16 protein-coding genes are annotated in these 19,216 nt (G+C 64.1%); 3 read left to right on the top strand and 13 right to left on the bottom strand.

The window, feature by feature from the left end; all coding sequences use genetic code 11:
- Window positions 1–3 precede the first annotated feature (3 nt).
- The 13 genes from lpxA to rpsB all read right to left on the bottom strand — a co-directional run bounded on the left by lpxA (window position 4) and on the right by rpsB (window position 13,278).
- Entirely contained in the window at window positions 4–792 is a 789-nt protein-coding gene (gene lpxA, locus NCT05_RS07225; RefSeq protein ID WP_008350069.1) for an acyl-ACP--UDP-N-acetylglucosamine O-acyltransferase, read from the bottom strand.
- 64 nt (window positions 793–856) lie between these two features.
- Window positions 857–1,315: a 3-hydroxyacyl-ACP dehydratase FabZ gene (gene fabZ, locus NCT05_RS07220; protein ID WP_250501993.1), complete on the bottom strand. Its 459-nt coding sequence runs from the start codon at window positions 1,313–1,315 to the stop codon at window positions 857–859.
- Window positions 1,316–1,462: 147 nt separating this feature from the next.
- Window positions 1,463–2,554, bottom strand: a complete 1,092-nt coding sequence (gene lpxD, locus NCT05_RS07215) for a UDP-3-O-(3-hydroxymyristoyl)glucosamine N-acyltransferase (RefSeq protein WP_250456404.1) — start codon at window positions 2,552–2,554, stop codon at window positions 1,463–1,465.
- Between the two features lie 28 nt (window positions 2,555–2,582).
- Window positions 2,583–3,089, bottom strand: a complete 507-nt coding sequence (locus tag NCT05_RS07210; protein ID WP_008350075.1) for an OmpH/Skp family outer membrane protein — start codon at window positions 3,087–3,089, stop codon at window positions 2,583–2,585.
- Between the two features lie 106 nt (window positions 3,090–3,195).
- Window positions 3,196–5,508: an outer membrane protein assembly factor BamA gene (bamA, locus tag NCT05_RS07205; protein WP_008350077.1), complete on the bottom strand. Its 2,313-nt coding sequence runs from the start codon at window positions 5,506–5,508 to the stop codon at window positions 3,196–3,198.
- Window positions 5,509–5,585: 77 nt separating this feature from the next.
- Window positions 5,586–6,968 (bottom strand): RIP metalloprotease RseP, encoded by a 1,383-nt coding sequence (gene rseP / locus NCT05_RS07200; protein WP_008350079.1) that lies wholly within the window; start codon window positions 6,966–6,968, stop codon window positions 5,586–5,588.
- 7 nt (window positions 6,969–6,975) lie between these two features.
- Window positions 6,976–8,193, bottom strand: coding sequence for a 1-deoxy-D-xylulose-5-phosphate reductoisomerase (locus NCT05_RS07195; protein WP_175979986.1), 1,218 nt, complete (start codon window positions 8,191–8,193; stop codon window positions 6,976–6,978).
- 18 nt (window positions 8,194–8,211) lie between these two features.
- Window positions 8,212–9,024: a phosphatidate cytidylyltransferase gene (locus NCT05_RS07190; RefSeq protein ID WP_008350082.1), complete on the bottom strand. Its 813-nt coding sequence runs from the start codon at window positions 9,022–9,024 to the stop codon at window positions 8,212–8,214.
- Window positions 9,018–9,800, bottom strand: a complete 783-nt coding sequence (gene uppS / locus NCT05_RS07185) for a polyprenyl diphosphate synthase (protein ID WP_034471985.1) — start codon at window positions 9,798–9,800, stop codon at window positions 9,018–9,020. The genes NCT05_RS07190 and uppS overlap by 7 nt, the downstream gene beginning before the upstream one ends.
- A gap of 83 nt (window positions 9,801–9,883) precedes the next feature.
- Window positions 9,884–10,444 carry a ribosome recycling factor gene (frr, locus tag NCT05_RS07180; protein ID WP_008350085.1) on the bottom strand — a complete coding sequence of 187 codons (561 nt, stop codon included), beginning with the start codon at window positions 10,442–10,444 and terminating at the stop codon, window positions 9,884–9,886.
- Window positions 10,445–10,538: 94 nt separating this feature from the next.
- Window positions 10,539–11,252: a UMP kinase gene (gene pyrH / locus NCT05_RS07175; protein ID WP_008350086.1), complete on the bottom strand. Its 714-nt coding sequence runs from the start codon at window positions 11,250–11,252 to the stop codon at window positions 10,539–10,541.
- 251 nt (window positions 11,253–11,503) lie between these two features.
- The gene (gene tsf, locus NCT05_RS07170; RefSeq protein ID WP_008350087.1) at window positions 11,504–12,385 is read right to left on the bottom strand and encodes a translation elongation factor Ts; all 882 of its coding nucleotides are present in this window, start codon (window positions 12,383–12,385) and stop codon (window positions 11,504–11,506) included.
- A gap of 140 nt (window positions 12,386–12,525) precedes the next feature.
- Window positions 12,526–13,278 carry a 30S ribosomal protein S2 gene (gene rpsB, locus NCT05_RS07165; RefSeq protein WP_008350088.1) on the bottom strand — a complete coding sequence of 251 codons (753 nt, stop codon included), beginning with the start codon at window positions 13,276–13,278 and terminating at the stop codon, window positions 12,526–12,528.
- Window positions 13,279–13,662: 384 nt separating this feature from the next.
- Here rpsB and map point away from each other — a divergent pair, with 384 nt between their 5' ends.
- From map to NCT05_RS07150, 3 genes are all read left to right on the top strand, one after another.
- On the top strand, window positions 13,663–14,472 hold the full coding sequence (map, locus tag NCT05_RS07160; RefSeq protein WP_175979985.1) for a type I methionyl aminopeptidase: 810 nt from the start codon (window positions 13,663–13,665) through the stop codon (window positions 14,470–14,472).
- 64 nt (window positions 14,473–14,536) lie between these two features.
- On the top strand, window positions 14,537–17,122 hold the full coding sequence (locus NCT05_RS07155; RefSeq protein WP_250434579.1) for a [protein-PII] uridylyltransferase: 2,586 nt from the start codon (window positions 14,537–14,539) through the stop codon (window positions 17,120–17,122).
- A 6-nt stretch (window positions 17,123–17,128) separates the two neighbouring features.
- Entirely contained in the window at window positions 17,129–19,003 is a 1,875-nt protein-coding gene (locus NCT05_RS07150) for a pseudouridine synthase (RefSeq protein ID WP_250501992.1), read from the top strand.
- Window positions 19,004–19,216 lie beyond the last annotated feature (213 nt).

Below are 19,216 nucleotides of genomic sequence, written 5' to 3'. Positions count from 1 at the left end.
GTGTCAGCGGATGATGCCGCGCTGCGACGCCGCGATGAAATCGGAGAATGCCTTGACGGGCGCATCGCCCTCGCCGCCTGCCGTGCTCAGCTCCTTCAGCTGCGCTTTCGCCTCTTCGAGCGACAGGCCGCTCTTGTAGACGATGCGATACGCGGAGCGCAGCGCCGAAATGGCGTCGGGCGTGAAGCCGCGGCGGCGGAGACCCTCGACGTTGATGCCGTGCGGCTCCGCCTTGTTGCCTGCCGCGATGACGAACGGCGGCACGTCCTGCACGAGCGCCGATGCGCCGCCCAGCATGGAATGCGCGCCGATGCGCACGAACTGATGCACGCCCGACATGCCGCCGACGATCGCGTGGTCTCCGACGATGACATGTCCCGCCAGTTGCGCGTTGCTCGACATGATGACGTTGTCGCCGAGCCGGCAGTCGTGACCGACGTGCACGTACGCCATGATCCAGCAGTCGCTGCCGATCGACGTGAGGCCCTGATCCTGCGCCGTGCCCGTGTGCAGCGTCGTGAATTCGCGGATGGTGTTGCGGTCGCCGATTTCGAGGCGCGTCGGCTCGCCCTTGTACTTCATGTCCTGCGGACGGCCGCCGATCGACGCGTAATGGCCGATGCGGTTATCGCGGCCGATCGTGGTGTGGCCCTCGATCACGCTGTGCGAGCCAATGGTCGTGCCCGCGCCGATCACGACGTGCGAACCGACGATCGCGTACGGCCCGACTTCGACGGACTCGTCGAGCTGAGCGCCCGGCTCGATGATCGCGGTTGGGTGAATCTTGCTCATGCGCTTTTCGCCTATGCTGTTCGTGCTGCTTGTTACGTTGAACGCGGTGTGAACGCGAAGGCGCTCAGGCGTCCGTGCTCTTGACGGTACACATGAGCTCGGCTTCGGCGGCGGTCACGCCGTCCACTTCGGCGCGCGCCTTGAACTTCCAGATGCCCCGCATGTACCGCTCGAACGTGACGTTGAGAACGAGCTGATCGCCCGGCTCCACCACGCGCTTGAAGCGCGCGCCGTCGATGCCGACGAAGTAATAGAGCGTGTTGGACGGATCGTGCGGCTCTTCCGCGAACGTCAGAAGCGCGGCCGTCTGCGCGAGCGCTTCGAGAATCAGCACGCCGGGCATCACCGGGCGCGTCGGGAAGTGGCCCTGGAAATACGGCTCGTTGATCGTCACGTTCTTGATCGCTTTGATGCTCTTGTGCGGCTCGAGTTCGAGCACGCGGTCCACGAGCAGGATCGGATAGCGATGCGGCAGCAGCGTGAGAATCTTGTGGATGTCGAGATTGGTTTTTTCTGTGCTCATGGTCGTTCTGCTCACGCGCGCGTCGGGCGCGGAAATTTGGATGGCGGGCCGTATCGGACGCCCGCCCGGGATTGCCAGCTCGCTTCGGCGGCTTGAACCGGCCCGCTCTTGCTTGTGGTTCGTTCTTCGTTCGAACGAGCCCGGCGCTTATGCGCCGCCGCTCGTCTCGTCGCGCTTGCCTGAATCGGCGAGCGCGGTCTCGAGCGCCTTGATGCGCTCGCGCATCTTGTCCAGATTGCGCATGATCGCCGCGCTCTTGTTCCAGTCTGCATGCGGCACGGCCGGAAACGCGCTCGTGTACATGCCGGGCTTCAGGAGCGACTTCGACACGCCGGATTGCGCGGTGACGATCACGTAGTCCGCGAGCGTCACGTGCCCCGCGATGCCCACCGCGCCGCCGATCATGCAATGCTTGCCGATGCTCGTGCTGCCCGCGATGCCCGCGCAGCCGGCGATGACCGTGTACGCGCCGATGCGGCAGTTGTGGCCGATCTGCACGAGATTATCGATCTTCACGCATTCCTCGATGACGGTGTCCGCCATCGCGCCGCGATCGATCGTCGTGTTGGCGCCGATTTCCACGTCGTCGGCGATATCCACCGCGCCAACCTGCGGAATCTTCACCCAGCTTCCGGTGCGCGCATCGCCCTCGCCGACGAAATCCGGAGCGAAGCCGAAACCGTCTGCACCGATCACCGCGCCCGCGTGCACGATCACGCGCGCGCCGAGCTTGCAGCCGTGATAAACGGTGACGTTCGGATACAGATGAACGTCGTCGCCTAGCGTAACGCCGCGCCCGACGACTACGCCCGCATCCAGCTTCACGCGCTCGCCGACGACCGCGCCCGCCTCAACCGTCACGTGAGGGCCGATCACGGCGCTCGCCGCAACCTTCGCGTCCGGATCGATGTAGGCGCTCGGATGCACGCCAGGCTTGGCCTTGGGCGTCGCCAAGTCGATGAACGCCTGAGCCACGCGAGCGAAATAAGCGTAAGGATTCGGCGTGACGATGAAATTACTGCCCGCGCGATTCGTCACCTTGTCGAGGTCGGCCGGGGAAATCAGCACGGCGCCGGCGCGCGTCGTCTCGACTTGCGGCAGATACTTCTGATTCGCGAGAAACGCGAGCTGCGCGGGGCCCGCCTTGTCGAGCGGCGCGAGACTGCCGACCGCGTGCGCGCCGTCGCCGACCACCTCGCCGCCGAAGCGTTTCACCAGCTCGCCGAGGGTGATCGTCATGCCTGATGCCATCTCGTCTCAGTCCTCGTCAGTTCGGGTTCGTGAGCGAACCCGTGCCGGTCGCGCCCGCCGCCAGCGCCTTCAGCACCTGATCCGTAATGTCGATGCGCGGGCTCACGTACACCGCTTCCTGCACGATCAGGTCGTAGTGCTGCTGCTCGGCGATCTGCTTGATCACCTTGTTCGCGCGGTCCAGCACCGCCGCGAGTTCCTCGTTACGGCGCTGGTTCAGGTCCTCGCGGAACTCGCGCTGCTTGCGCTGGAAGTCCGCGTCGAGCTGCGCCAGATCGCGCTGACGGGCCGCGCGGTCGGTCGGCGACATCGAGGCACCGTTCTTGTCGATGTTGTCCGACATCGCCTTCAGGCGCTGCGCCATGTCCTGCAGCGCCTTGTCGCGTTTGGAGAATTCCTGCTCGAGCTTCGACTGGGCGGCCTTCGCCGCGGACGATTCGCGCAAGATGCGGTCCGAATTGACCGCCGCGATGCGCGCTTCCTGAGCACTGGCGGACATCGCCGTGCCCAGGCCGAGAACCATCGACAACGCAAGCGCCAGCGCCCTATGTTTCGAATGCTTACCGGTTCCCAAAGTGTTCCTCACGTTACGTCGAAAAAAATGAAGTTCGCGTTCATCGGCGGGCTGCTTAGAACGCCGTACCGATCTGGAACTGGAACTTCTGATACTGGTCGCCCTCATGCTTCTGCAGCGGGAAGCCGAGGCTCAGCTTGAGCGGGCCGATCGGCGAGATCCACGCGAGACCCAGACCGTAACCGTAGCGCAAGCCGTTTGCACCGCCGCTCGTACCGCCTTGACCCGGATCGCCCCAGACGTTACCGGCATCGAGGAAGGTGAACACGCGCAGCGTACGATCGTAGCCCGTTCCCGGCAGCGGGAACGTCAGCTCGATATTGCCGACCGCCATGCGCGAGCCGCCGATCGGGTCGTTGGTTTTCGCGTCGCGCGGACCCAGCGAGCTCGGCGAGTAACCGCGCACCGAACCGATACCACCCGCGTAGTAGTTCTTGAAGATCGGGTACGTCTGCCCTTGCAGGCCCTTGCCGTAGCCGCCCTGCAGATTGAAGCCGAGCACGAAACCGCGCGCGAACGAGTAGTAATACTGGAACTGCGCGTCGAACTTCGCGTACGTCGTGTTGCCGAGCGGCGTGCCGTATTCTGCGTTCGACTGGATGTAGTAGCCGCGGCTCGGGACGAGCGCGCTGTCGCGATTGTCTCGCGACCAGCCCGCGGTCAGCGGATAGTTGTTCACGACACGGCCGAACTCGTTCACGTAGTTCTTGTAGGACTGCGGCGTGTTGCTGTCCACGTCCATCGTGTTCTGTTCGGCTCCGACGCCGAAGAACACCGTGTCCTGCTCCGAGAACGGGATGCCGAACTTCGTGTCCGCACCCATCGTGATGATCTTGAAGCTCGAATCCGTCGAGTAATACAGCGGCTGATACGTGCGGTAGTAAGCGTCGGTGATGCGCTTGATGCCGTCGATCGTGAAGTACGGATCGACCTGCGTCACGGTCAGCGTGCGATAGGTTTTCGCGGTGTTCACGTTGACCGCGAGACTCGTGCCCGAGCCGAACACGTTGTCCTGCGACACGCCCGCCGAGAGCACCACCTTGTCCGTCGACGAGAAGCCCGCGCCCAGCGTGATCGCGCCGGTCGGCTTTTCGGCCACCTTCACGTCGACGTCGACCTGGTCGTTCGTGCCTTCCACGGGCGTCGTAGTGACGTCCACGTCGGTGAAGTAGCCGAGACGGTTGATACGGTCCTTCGACAGCGCGAGGCGGCTCGAATCGAACCACGAGCTTTCGAGCTGGCGCATTTCGCGGCGCACCACTTCGTCGCGCGTGCGCGTATTGCCGACGATGTTCACGCGCCGCACATACACGCGACGGCTCGGATCCACTTGCAGCGTGAGCGCCACGGTGTGGTTCGCCTGATCGATCTGCGGCTGCGCGTTGACCTGCGCGAACGCGTAGCCGTATTCGCCGAGCTTGTCGACGATCGCCTTGGTGGTCGACTGCAGCTTTTCGGCCGAGAAGCGCTCGCCCGGTTTGATCTTGATGAGCTTGTTGAGCTCGGCCTGACGGTCGAGCAGATTGCCCGAAAGCGTGATGCTGCTGATCTTGTACGGCTCGCCTTCGTGCACGGCGATCGTCAGATACATGTCCTTCTTGTCCGGCGAGATCGACACCTGCGTGGAGTCGATCGCGAACTCGAGGTAGCCGCGGTTCAGATAGTACGAGCGCACGTTCTCGAGGTCGCCCGTGAGCTTTTCCTTCGCGTAGAGATCGCTCTTCGTGTACCACGAGAACCAGTTCGGCGTGGAAAGCTGCATTTCGCCGAGCAGCGTACTGGAACTGAACGCCTTGTTGCCGACGAAGTTGATCTGGCGAATCTTCGCGCTCGGACCTTCCGCGACGGAGAACAGGATCTGCACGCGATTGCGGTCGACCGGCGTCACGGTGGTCGTGACTTCCGCGGCGTAGTAGCCGCGCGTCAGGTATTGGCGCTTGAGCTCCTGCTCCGCCTTGTCGACGAGCGCCTTGTCGTACGAGCGGCCTTGCGACAGGCCGACGGAACGCAGCGCCTTCGTGAGGTTGTCCTTGTCGAACTCGTGCAGGCCCGCGAAATCGATGGCCGAAATCGCCGGGCGTTCCTGCACCTGAACGATCACCACGTTGCCTTCGGTGGCAATCTGAACGTCGTTGAAGAAACCCGTTGCGTAGAGTGCGCGAATCGCTTCGGAGGCCTTGTCGTCGGTGAAGGTGTCGCCTTGCTTGATCGGCAGATAAGCGAACACGGAGCCAGGCTCGATGCGTTGGAGACCGTCGATCCGAATATCCTGCACGACGAACGGCGTGGTGGCGTGCGCCGCCATGCCCGTTGCGGCGAGCGCCGCGGCCACAGCCGTCTTAGGAACAAAGCGATGAGGTTTGAACAACGTGCTTCCCCAGTATTTAAAGCTGCATTCGTTCCGGCGGTCGCTCGAAAGACGCCGCCAGAAATTGTCAAAGTGGATCAAAAACGAATCAGACGCGCGAGGTCATTGAACAGCGCGATCATCGACAGAGCGACGATGCAGACCAGGCCCGCCCTTTGCAGAACAAGCTGCCAGCGATCGGATACTGCCTTGCCGGTAACAGCCTCAACCAAATAATATAACAGATGCCCACCGTCCAATACCGGAATCGGTAACAAGTTCAACACTCCGAGGCTGATGCTCACGAGTGCCAGAAACGAAATGAAGGCCGTCGCGCCGAGCCTTGCGCTCTTGCCCGCGTAGTCGGCAATCGTGACCGGCCCTGACAGATTCTTGAGCGACGCCTCGCCGGTGATCATCCGCCCGAACATGCGCAGCGAGTACACGCTGATATCCCACGTGCGGTTCACGCCGAGGCGCAGACTTTCGAGCGGCCCGTAGCGCACATCCACCGTCGGCAGTTGATTCGCGAGCGCGGCGCCGATACGCCCGATGTCCTTGCCCGTCGACGCATCGCGCTTCACGTCCGGCACGATCTGCACGGAATCGCGCTGGCCGTTGCGCTCGACCACGAGCGTCACCGGCTTGCCGCCGTGCGCCTTCACGTAGTCGATGAAGCTCGTCGCGTTGTCGACGCTGCGGCCGTCGATCGCGCGCAGCATGTCGCCCGCCTTCAGCCCGCTCTTCTGCGCCGCGCTGCCCGCCTCGACGCCCGCGACCGTCAGCGTGCCGCCGCCCGGCGTGAAGCCGAGCTTGTCCATGAAATCCTGATCGGCTTCGGAATCGGTGATGCCCGTGACCGTCACCGGAAAGTCGAAGGTGCCGTCGTGCGTCTTCGCCGTCAGCACGATGCGCCGATGATCGAACGATGCGTCGAGCATCTTCCAGCGCAGGTCGGACCATGAGCGGATCGGATGCGTCTCGCCGCCTTCCGCGTCACGCATCGAGAGAATCGTTTCGCCGCCTTCGAAGCCCGCTTGCGCCGCCGCCGTATCGGAAGCGGGCTGCGAAACGATCGCCGCCGGCTCGGTCACGCCGCCCGCGAACACGGCGGAAAACAGCACGATTGCGAGCAGGAAATTGGCGATCGGCCCCGCCGCGACGATCGCGATGCGCTTGCCCACGTTCTGACGGTTGAACGCGCGCGGCAGGTCTTCAGCGGGAATGGTCGTGCCGCTCTCGGGATCGACCTCGCGTTCGTCGAGCATCTTCACGTAGCCGCCGAGCGGCAGCGCGGCGATCGTCCATTCGACGCCCGTCTTCTTGCTGACCCATCGCACGAGCGGCTTGCCGAAGCCGACCGAGAACCGCAGCACTTTCACGCCGCACAGTCGCGCGACGCTGTAGTGACCGAATTCGTGGACGACGACGAGTACGCCTATCGCGACAACGAAGGCGACGATTTCGGTCAGAAAGTTCATGACGGCCTCAATGGGCGATGGGTTCGGCGCCCGGCGCGCTCGCGGTGAGCTCTGCGACGAAACGGGACGCCAGACGGCGCGCGTCGGCATCCGCGGCGAGAACGTCGGCCAAGGTCGCGGCGCTCGTATTCGGCAGCGCGTTCAGCACGCGATCCACCACGTCGCCGATCGCCATGAAGCCGATGCGGCGATCGAGGAACGCCTCGACGGCGATTTCATTGGCCGCGTTCAACGCCGCGCTCGCGATGCCGCCTGCTTCCAGCGCGGCAATCGCCAGCGCGAGACACGGGAAGCGCGCGAAGTCGGGTTTTTCGAATGTGAGCGTCGCGATCTGCGCGAGATCGAGCGGCGCGACGCCCGAATCGACACGCTCAGGATACGCCAGTGCATGCGCGATCGGCGTACGCATGTCCGGATTGCCGAGTTGCGCGAGCACCGAGCCGTCGGCATAGGACACCATCGAATGAATCACGCTCTGCGGATGGATCAGCACCTCGATGCGCGAGCCGGGCAGATTGAAGAGCCAGTGCGCCTCGATGACTTCGAGGCCCTTGTTCATCATCGTCGCGGAATCGACCGAGATCTTGCGGCCCATCGCCCAGTTCGGATGCTTCACGGCCTCTTCGGGCGTGACGTTCACGAGCGTCGCGGGATCGCGCGTGCGGAAAGGACCGCCGGACGCCGTAAGGATGATCTTCGAGACGCCGCCGTGCAGCTTCGCTTCCTTGTCTGCGCAAGGCGGCAGGCACTGGAACACCGCGTTGTGCTCGCTGTCGACCGGCAGCAGGATCGCGCCGTTGTCGCGCACCGCATCCATGAAAATCTGGCCGGACATCACGAGCGCTTCCTTGTTCGCGAGAAGGATGCGCTTGCCGGCGCGTGCGGCGGCGAGCGTGGGCGCCAGGCCCGCCGCGCCGACGATGGCCGCGACGACCGTATCGCACTGCGCCGCGCGCGCGACTTCGACGAGCGCCTCCGGCCCGTGCGTCACTTCGGTCTTGCAACCCTGCGCGCGCAACGCAGCCGCGACGCGTACGGCGGTTTCGGCGTCGCCGACGACCGCCACTTCGGGCTGAAACTTCAGACATTGCGCGACGAGTTTGTCGCCGTTGCGGTGAGCGGTGAGCGCGTAGACCGAGAAACGGTCCGCATGCCGCGCCACGACGTCGAGCGTGCTATCGCCGATCGAGCCCGTGGAGCCGAGCAGTGTGAGACGTGTTTGCATAAATTCTTCTCTAGCCGATCAGCCAAGCATGAGCAATGCGATCGGCAATACAGGCAACAATGCGTCGATGCGGTCGAGGACGCCGCCGTGACCCGGCAGAAGGCCGCTCGAGTCCTTGACACCCGCCTGGCGCTTGAGCAGCGACTCGAACAGATCGCCGACGACGCTGAACGCGACCAGCACGGAAAGCGCGACGAACGCGCGATCCCAGCCGAGCTGTCCGACGAAGGCGGTGAATACGGTGGGCGCGTAAAAGCCGGTGGCGGCGGCGAGCGCGCCGATGACGATAACGGCGAGCCACCCGCCGATGGCGCCCTCCCAGGTCTTGCCCGGGCTGATCGACGGGGCGAGCTTATGGCGGCCGAGCGCTTTTCCGGCGAAGTATGCGCCTATATCAGCCAGCCAGACTACTAGCAGAAGCGATAGCACGAAGGATACGCCTCGCGTGCGCGCGTCGACGACCGCGTGCCAGCAGGCCAGAAACACGACGATTCCGGCGAAAAGCAGGAACGCGCGCCAGGCGTGCGCGGCCAGCGCGGGCTTGCGAAGCAATGCGTAAGGCCCCGCCAGCACCCAGAAAATACCGGCCATCTGGTAGAGCGGCGTGGCTTTGATCCCGAGGAACGTGCTCAGAACGAGCGCGATGCCCGCGACGAGCGCGTAAGCGACCGGCCCCGCCCCGTTCAGCTTGAGGAGCCGTCCCCATTCCCACGCCGCGAACACGACGACGAACCCGATCAACGCTCCGAATGCGCCGATCGGCGCAAACAGCGTGATCGGCACGAGTACGGCGAGCAGGACGATTGCCGTGATGACACGGGTTCTTAGCATGAAAGGGTGTCGGCCTTCTGCGATTGGGAAGCGAGTTGCGCGCTGGTGCGCCCGAAGCGGCGTTCGCGGTCGCCGTAGGACGCGATCGCGCGGTCCAGGGCGTCGGCGTCGAAGTCGGGCCAGTAGGTGTCGGTGAAGTAGAACTCGGTGTAAGCGAGCTGCCACAGCAGGAAGTTGCTGATGCGCTGCTCGCCGCCCGTGCGGATGAACAGATCCGGCTCCGGCGCGTAGGCCATCGCGAGATGTTCGGCGAACGATTCGTCGTCCACGCGCGCGGGCACGCCCGACTCGAGAGACTCCGCGATGAGCTTCTTCGTCGCCTGCATGATGTCCCAGCGCCCGCCGTAATTGGCAGCGATGGTCAGCGTGAGTCGCGTATTGCGGGCTGTCTTGGTTTCGGCGCGTTGGATGAGCGCGCGGATGCGGTCGTCGAACATGGAAATGTCGCCGACGACGCGCAGACGAATGCCGTTCGCATGCAGCTTGCCGATCTCGCGTTCGAGCGCGGTCACGAACAGGCGCATCAGGAAGGACACTTCGTCGGTCGGACGGCGCCAGTTTTCGGAACTGAACGCGAAGAGCGTGACGAATTCGACGCCGCGCCGCGCGCAGCTTTCGACGGTCGCGCGGACCGCATCGACGCCGCGCGTATGACCGGCGACGCGCGGCAGACGCCGCTCGGTCGCCCATCGGCCATTGCCGTCCATGATGATCGCGACGTGACGCGGGACAGCCGCGACATCGGGCACGGCAACGGTGGAGCTGGTATAGGTCATGGCCGCTGAATCTGGGAATCTGAAGAAGTGAGAGCCAGCCCGGAGCTTGCACGTCCGGGCTTGGCAGGACCGTCTCTACGGCCTCACACCGTCATGATTTCGGATTCTTTGGTCTGAACGAGCTTGTCGATTTCGGCGACGAACTTGTCGGTGAACTTCTGCACTTCGTCGCTCGCACGGCGCTCGTCGTCTTCCGAAATCTCCTTGTCCTTCACGAGTTTCTTCAGTTGATCGTTCGCATCGCGGCGCAGATTGCGCACGGCGACCTTGGCGGTCTCGCCTTCGCTCTTCACGACCTTCGTGAGTTCGCGACGGCGCTCTTCGGTCAGCGCGGGCATCGGCACGCGGATCAGGTCGCCCTGCGTGGCAGGGTTCAGGCCGAGATCCGATTCGCGGATCGCCTTCTCGATCACGGCGACCATCTTCTTTTCCCACGGCTGCACGCCGATCGTACGGGCATCGACGAGCGTCATGTTCGCGACTTGCGAGATGGGCACGTTCGAACCGTAGTAGTCGACCTGGATGTGGTCGAGCAGCCCGGTGTGGGCGCGGCCCGTACGGATCTTGGCGAGATCGGCCTTGAACGCTTCGATCGACCGCTGCATCTTCTGGTCGACGCTCTTCTTGATGTCAGCCACACTCATTTTGAACCTCCAAACCTAAGTTTTACCGGCGATAGCGGCGCTCTGTCGCGCGAGGCTTGCCGCCCCGCTGCGCGGCGCCTGATACCGCGAGAGTTTACACGTGGACGAGCGTCCCTTCGTCGTCGCCCTGCACGATGCGCTTCAATGCGCCCGGCTTCGTGATCGAGAACACGCGAATCGGCAGCTTCTGGTCGCGGCACAGTGCGAACGCGGTGGCGTCCATCACCTGAAGATTCTTGCCGATCGCCTCGTCGAAGCTGATCGTGCTGTAACGCGTCGCATGCGGGTCCTTCTTCGGGTCGGCGGAGTATACGCCATCGACCTTCGTCGCCTTCAACACCACTTCGGCGCCGATTTCCGAGCCGCGCAGCGCGGCGGCCGTATCCGTCGTGAAGAACGGGTTGCCCGTGCCGGCCGCGAAGATCACGACCTTGCCCTCTTCCAGTTGACGGATCGCGCGGGGGCGGATGTACGGCTCGACCACCTGATCCATGCGCAACGCGGATTGCACGCGCGCTTCGATGCCCGCGTGGCGCATCGCGTCTTGCAGCGCGAGCGCGTTCATCATCGTGGCGAGCATCCCCATGTAGTCGGCCGTCGCCCGGTCCATGCCGGCCGCGCCGCCCGCGACACCGCGGAAGATGTTGCCGCCGCCGATCACGACGGCCAGTTGCGTCCCGATCCGCACCACCTCCGCGACATCCGCCACCATCCTTTCGATTGTTGCGCGATTGATGCCGAAAGCATCGTCGCCCATCAGGGCTTCGCCGGAGAGCTTGAGGAGTACGCGTTTGTAGGCTGTGGGCATATGAGGTTCCGATCGCGCCGAGGAGGGTTGCAACAACGTAGAACTGTAGGGGTGAAACATTACTTACCGCAAGCGGACCGGATCGGGCGGCGGGCGCGGCAGGTCAGGGTTTTCCCTGATCTGCCGCGCCCGCTCTTCGTGCGAACCGGATCGCTGAATTGTTGCGGCGGGACGATCCGCCGCGGTACTGCGGGCCCGACGCGCGGCCGCGCCATGACAGCACACGCGTCTTAAACGAGCCTTAGCGTGCCTTAGGACTGCTTGGCCGCCGCGACTTGCGCCGCCACTTCGGCCGCGAAGTCGTCCTGACGCTTCTCGATGCCCTCGCCAACCACGAACAGCGCGAACTTCTGCACCGATGCGCCGGCCGCCTTCAGGTACTGCTCGATCGTCTGCTTGTCGTTCTTCACGAACGGCTGGTTCAGCAGCGACACTTCCTTCAGGTACTTCTGAATCGAGCCGTCGACCATCTTCGCGACGATCTCGGCCGGCTTGCCCGACTCGGCAGCCTTCTGCTCGGCGATGCTGCGCTCCTTGGCGATCAGATCGGCCGGCACTTCGTCCGACGACAGCGAAACCGGCTTCATCGCGGCGACGTGCATCGCGACGTCCTTGCCGACTTGCTCGTCAGCGCCCGTGAATTCGACCAGAACGCCGATGCGCGTGCCGTGCAGGTACGACGCAACCTTGTTCGCGGAGTCGAAGCGCACGAAGCGGCGGATCGACAGGTTCTCGCCGATCTTGCCGACGAGCGCCAGACGCACTGCGTCGACCGTCGAGCTTTCGAGCGGCAGCGCCGACAGCGCGGCCACGTCGGCCGGGTTGTTCTTCGCGACCAGTTCAGCAATCGTCTTGCCGAAAGCCAGGAAGTCGTCGTTCTTCGCGACAAAGTCGGTTTCGCAGTTCAGCTCGACGAGCGCGCCCACGCCGCCTTCGACGTGCGCCGTCACGATGCCTTCAGCCGTCACGCGCGATGCCGCCTTGCTCGCCTTGTTGCCGAGCTTCACGCGCAGCAACTCTTCCGCGCGCGCCATGTCGCCGTCGGCTTCCGTCAGCGCCTTCTTGCATTCCATCATCGGCGCATCGGTCTTCGCGCGCAGTTCTGCCACCATGCTTGCGGTAATTGCCGCCATCATTCGCTCCTTGAGTCTGTTTGATACGTGCCGCCGGCTTTACAGCCCGCCCACGGCAGGAAAATTGGCATTTCTATCGCGCCGACTAAAAAAAAGGGGCCTTTCGCAAAGCCCCCTTTTTTGTCGGCCACAGGGCTCGATTACGCCTCTGCGTTGACCTCGACGAACTCGTCGCCTTCGCCGTTACGGACAGCTTGCACAACGTCGTTCACCGCGTTCGCGCGGCCTTCGAGGATCGCGTCAGCGACGCCCTGAGCGTACAGCGCGACGGCCTTGGATGCGTCGTCGTTACCCGGGATCACGTAGTCGATGCCTTCCGGCGAGTGGTTCGTGTCGACCACGGCGATGACCGGAATGCCGAGCTTCTTCGCTTCGGTGACAGCAATCTTGTGGTAGCCGACGTCGATGACGAACATCGCGTCCGGAATGCCGCCCATGTCCTTGACGCCGCCGATCGACTTCTGCAGCTTGACCATTTCGCGCTCGAACAGAAGCGCTTCCTTCTTGCTCATGCGCTCGGTTTCACCCGATTCCAGCGCTGCTTCCATGTCCTTCAGGCGCTTGATCGAAACCTTCAGCGTCTTGAAGTTGGTCATCATGCCGCCGAGCCAGCGGGCGTTGACGAAAGGCATGCCGGCGCGCGCTGCTTCCTGCGCGATCGTGTCGCGCGACTGACGCTTCGTGCCGACGAAAAGGATCGTGCCGCGATTCGCTGCCAACTGGCGCACGTACTTCAGCGCGTCGTTGTAGAGCGGCAGGGTCTTTTCGAGGTTGATGATGTGAATCTTGTTGCGATGACCGAAGATGTACGGGGCCATCTTCGGATTCCAGAAGCGGGTTTGGTGACCGAAGTGGACACCGGCTTCCAGCATTTGACGCATCGTGACTGCCATGAAAATTCTCCGCGAGGGTTGGGTCTTAAGCCGGCTGCCGCATCCCGCGCCCGGTTATCTTTGCTTTCCGGACGCCGGACACCCTGGGTGCGCCGGCTTGCGTATCGACTTGAACAGACTGGAACAACTAACACTAAGTCGCGTTTCACACCTGCAGACACGATTGTCTTATGAAATCGTGACGACAATATGGATTACGACTTAGCCTGCGAGTATAGCATGTGAGGATTGGTCGGCTCAAGCAGCACGACCGATCCGAATTGCGCGCGCGTTTCGTGTTTCGCGGCCGCCCGCCTCGAACTATCCGGGTGCGGCGCATTTCCTAAGGTGCGATAATGCCGCTTTCGCGGCTCACTGCCGCATTGACGCATTCCGGGCCAAGTCATGTCCATTACGCTGAAAAACGAACACGATATCGCACAGATGCGCGTCGCCTGCCGGCTCGCCAGCGAAGTGCTCGATTTCATCACGCCGCATATCGTTCCCGGCGTGACCACCGAAGAACTCGATCGCCTTTGCCACGAATATATGGTGAAGGAACAAGGCACCGTTCCCGCACCGCTCAATTATCAGCCGCCCGGCTATCCGCCGTACCCGAAGGCCACGTGCATTTCCGTGAACGACGTGATCTGTCACGGTATCCCCGGCGAGAAAGTGCTGAAGAACGGCGACGCGCTCAATATCGACATCACCGTCATCAAGAACGGATATTTCGGCGACACGAGCCGCATGTTCATCGTCGGCGAGGGCTCGATTCTGGCGAAGCGCCTCGTGCAGACCACGTTCGACTGCATGTGGCTCGGCATCGATCAGGTGCGCCCTGGCGCGCATCTCGGCGATATCGGCGCGGCGATCCAGAAGCACGCGGAGTCGCAAGGCTACAGCGTCGTGCGCGAATATTGCGGCCACGGCATCGGCCAGGTGTTCCACGAGGAGCCGCAGGTGCTGCATTACGGCCGCGCGGGCACGGGCATCGAACTGCAGGCGGGCATGATCTTCACCGTCGAACCGATGATCAACGCCGGCCGCCGCGAAATCCGCACCATGCCGGATCAGTGGACCGTCAAGACGCGCGACCGCAGCCTCTCGGCGCAATGGGAGCACACGGTGCTCGTCACGCCGACGGGCTACGAAGTGCTGACCGTCTCGGCGGGCACGCAGGCGCCGTCGCAGTTGATCGCGGCAACGGCCTGATTCTCCGTCTCCCCGCGCGCCCGCTTTCCCGCCGGCGCGCCCCCACCTCCTTTTTGGTCGATCCATGAGCGTCACCGCCGCTGTCGCCACGCCCTGTGAATCGTTGCGCGCCGCCTACAAGGTGGCGAAGGCGGCGCTCATCGAACGCTTTCAGTCCGGCTCGAACGTCGAACCGCTGATGCGCGCGCTCGCCCGCGCCACCGACGACGCCCTCAAAGGCGCGTGGTCCGCCTGCGACATGCCGGACAGCGCGGCGCTCGTTGCGGTCGGCGGCTACGGACGCGGCGAGCTCGCGCCCTACTCCGACGTCGACATTCTCGTCCTGCTGCCCGACGCATCGCCGCACGGCAGCGACGCGGAGCTCAACGGCCGCGTCGAGCGCTTCATCGGCATGGCGTGGGATCTCGGGCTCGATATCGGCAGCAGCGTGCGCTCGGTGGAGCAATGCATCGCCGAGGCGGGCAACGACATCACCGTGCAGACGTCGTTGCTCGAAGCGCGGCGCATCTGCGGCGATACGCAACTTTTTCAGCGCTTTTCGGCGCGCTACCACGAGACGCTCGATCCGCGCGCGTTCTTCCAGGCGAAGGTGCTGGAAATGCGCCAGCGGCACGCGAAGTTTCAGGACACGCCCTACAGCCTCGAGCCGAACATCAAGGAAAGTCCCGGCGGCCTGCGCGATCTGCAACTGATTCTCTGGATTGCGCGCGGAGCGGGTTTCGGCAGCAGCTGGCGCGAACTCGACACGCGCGGGCTCATCACCGAACGCGAAGCGCGCGAACTGCGCCGCAACGAAGGCTTCCTGAAGGCGCTGCGCGCGCGGTTGCACGTCATCGCGAAGCGCCGTCAGGACATTCTCGTCTTCGACTTGCAGACGCCGCTCGCGGAAAGCTTCGGCTTCAAGGCGACCGCCGCCAAGCGCGCGAGCGAGCAGTTGATGCGCCGTTATTACTGGGCGGCGAAAGCCGTCACGCAGCTCGCGACCATCCTGATCCAGAACGTCGAAGCGCAGCTTTTTCCGTCGACGAGCGGCATCACGCGCGTCGTCAACGGGCGTTTCGTCGAGAAGCAAGGCATGCTGGAAATCGCCCGCGACGATGTCTTCGAGCGCGAGCCGCACGCCATTCTCGAAGCGTTTCTGCTGTACGAACAAACGCGCGGCATCAAGGGATTTTCGGCGCGCACGCTGCGGGCGATCTACAACGCGCGCGATCTGATGAACCGCGACTGGCGGCGCGACCCGGAAAACCGCCGGCTGTTCATGGAGATTCTCAAGCAGCCCGAAGGCATCACGCACGCGTTTCGCCTGATGAACCAGACGAGCGTGCTCGGGCGCTATCTGCTGAACTTCCGGCGCATCGTCGGACAGATGCAGCACGATCTCTATCACGTCTACACGGTCGATCAGCACATCCTGATGGTGCTGCGCAATCTGCGGCGCTTCGCGATCGCCGAGCACGCGCACGAATATCCGTTCTGCAGCCAGCTGATGGGCAATTTCGAGCGCCCGTGGGTGCTGTACGTCGCGGCGCTCTTTCACGATATCGCGAAAGGCCGCGGCGGCGATCATTCGACGCTCGGCATGGCCGATGCCCGGCGCTTCTGCCGCGAACACGACATCGGCGAGGAAGACACTGAGCTCGTCGTGTGGCTCGTGCAGCAGCATCTGACGATGAGTCAGGTCGCGCAGAAGCAGGACACGAGCGATCCGGACGTCATCAAGCAGTTCGCCTCCGTCGTGAAGACGGAACGCCGGCTCACGGCGCTGTATCTGCTGACCGTCGCCGATATCCGCGGCACGAGTCCGAAAGTCTGGAACAACTGGAAGGGCAAGCTGCTGGAAGATCTCTTCCGCGCGACGCAAGCCGTGCTCGGCGGCGCGCAGACCGACGCGCATTCGGAACTCAAATCGCGGCAGGAAGCGGCGCTCGCGCTGCTGCGGCTCGAAACGGTTCCCGAAGGCGCGCAGAAGCGGCTTTGGGATCAGCTCGACGTCGGCTATTTCCTGCGTCACGATCCGGCCGACATCGCGTGGCAGACGCGCGTGCTCTATCGGCACGTCGCGAGCGAGGAGCCGATCGTGCGGGCGCGGCCCTCGCCCATCGGCGCCGCGCTGCAGGTGCTCGTCTATCTGAAGGATCGGCCGGATCTTTTCGCCGGCATCTGCGCGTATTTCGACAAGAACGGGCTTTCCGTGCTCGATGCGCGCGTGACGACGACCCGCCACGGCTATGCGCTCGACAACTTCCTCGTGGCCCATCCGGACCACGACGGCAGTTATCGCGACATCGCCAATCTCGTCGAGCAGCAACTGGCCACGCTGCTCACGGACGAGCGTATTCTCCCGGAACCGTCGAAGGGCCGCGTGTCGCGGCTCGTGCGTACGTTTCCGATCACGCCGCGCGTGGACTTGCGTCCCGACGATCGCGGCCAGTACTACATCCTGTCCGTGTCGGCGAACGACCGGCAGGGCCTTCTTTATTCGATCGCGCGCGTTCTGGCGCAACACCGGATCGGCGTGCAGGCGGCACGGATCAACACGCTCGGCGAACGCGTCGAAGACGTGTTTCTGCTCGACGGCAAGAGCCTGTCGAACAACCGCACCCAGATCCAGGTGGAAACCGAACTGCTGCGCGCGATCGCAGCCTGAGACTTTATGCGCGTCAAACTGACAGCCAAACATCCGCGTCCGACCTCGGCAACGCGTTCGCCGGTTCGAGCCGGCACGACCACCGGGCGCAAGCCCGTTCGCGCACCGTCGCCGGACGAGGCGCGTCCGAAGCGCTCGGGCCAACCGGCCGACAAGCGCAGCGATGCGCCGCGTGAGCCGCGTGCTTTCAAGCCGCGTGGTGACGATTCGCGTCCGGCGTTCGGTGAACGCGGTCCGCGCAAGTCGTTCGAGGGTCGTCCGCCTGCGCGTGGCGAGCGTCCGTCGGGTGGCGATGAACGTCGTCCGTTCAAACCGCGTGGCGATGATTCGCGTCCCGCGTTCGGTGAACGTGGTCCGCGCAAGTCGTTCGAGGGTCGTCCGCCTGCCCGTGGCGAGCGTCCGTCGGGTGGCGATGAACGTCGTCCGTTCAAACCGCGTGGTGACGATTCGCGTCCCGCCTTCGGTGAACGTGGTCCGCGCAAGTCGTTCGACGACAGGCCGCCGCGTGGCGAACGCACGTCGGGCGGCGATGAACGTCGTCCGTTCAAACCGCGTGGCGATGATTCGCGTCCGGCGTTTGGCGAGCGTGGTCCGCGCAAGTCGTTCGACGACAGGCCGCCGCGTGGCGAACGCACATCGGGTAGCGATGAACGTCGCCCGTTCAAACCGCGTGGTGACGATTCGCGCCCCGCTTTCGGTGAACGCGGTCCGCGCAAGTCGTTCGACGACAGGCCGCCGCGTCGCGAACGCGCATCGGGCGGCGATGAACGCCGTCCGTTCAAACCGCGTGGTGACGATTCGCGTCCGGCGTTTGGCGAGCGCAGTCCGCGCAAGTCGTTCGAGGGACGTCCGCCTGCGCGTGGCGAACGCGCATCGGGCGCCGATGAACGTCGTCCCTTCAAACCGCGCGGCGACGATTCGCGTCCCGCTTTCAACGAACGCGATCCGCGCAAGTCACGCGACGATCGCGCGCCCGGAGCGCGTCCCGCACGCCGCGATGAGAACGACCGTCCGTACGCCAGACGCGACGATCGCGGCGATACGCGCAAGCCAGCGGCGAAACCTGCGACGAAGCCCGCCGCGCCCGTCGCGGAGTCCGCGCCGAAGCATCGCGATCACCACGACGGCCTCGTGCGCCTGTCGAAAGTGATGTCGGAGCTCGGCCTCTGCTCGCGCCGTGAAGCCGACGAATGGATCGAGAAAGGCTGGGTGCTCGTCGACGGCGAAGTCATCGACACGCTCGGCACGCGCATCCGTCCGACGCAGAACATCGAAATCCTGCCCGCGGCGCATTCCGCGCAAGCGCGCCTCGTCACGATCCTGCTGCACAAGCCGGTCGGCTACGTCTCGGGTCAGGCGGAAGACGGCTACGAGCCCGCGGTCACGCTCATCAACCCGGCCAATCACTGGAACGAGGACCACTCGGGTGTGCGCTTCGCGCCGAGCCATCTGCGCACGCTCGCGCCGGCGGGCCGCCTGGACATCGACTCGACGGGACTTCTCGTGCTCACGCAGGACGGCCGCATCGCGAAACAACTGATCGGCGGCCACTCGGAAGTCGACAAGGAATACCTCGTGCGCGTGCGCTTCGGCGAGCATACGGTCGACGTCGATCAGCATTTCCCCGCCGAAAAACTCGCGCTCCTGCGTCACGGCCTCGAACTCGACGGCGTGCCGCTCAAGACCGCGCAGGTGAGCTGGCAAAACGGCGAACAACTGCGCTTCGTACTCCGCGAAGGCAAGAAGCGGCAGATCCGCCGCATGTGCGAGCTCGTCGGACTGGAAGTGGTCGGTCTGAAGCGCATTCGCATGGGCCACGTGACGCTCGGCGCGCTGCCCCCCGGCCAGTGGCGCTATCTCGGCCCGAACGAGACTTTCTGAGCAAACCGAGCAGTTCGCGCGCACGTCGATCGAACGTTCGCGCGGCGCCGTATTGCGTCGCAAAAATGCGACGTTCCAGCAGAAAAAACGGCACGACGCAATTCCGGTCGTGCCGTTTCATTTTTGGCGGCTTTTTGGCTAAAGAAAATAAGTCATCGATCCGATAAACCAGACAGCAGGATCAGCAGCATTGAACGGCATTGATGGAGAATC

Origin of the sequence: Caballeronia sp. AZ7_KS35 (assembly GCF_023631045.1) — a bacterium.
GTDB classification, from domain to species: domain Bacteria; phylum Pseudomonadota; class Gammaproteobacteria; order Burkholderiales; family Burkholderiaceae; genus Caballeronia; species Caballeronia zhejiangensis.
This window is presented reverse-complemented; position numbering and strand designations above follow the sequence as displayed.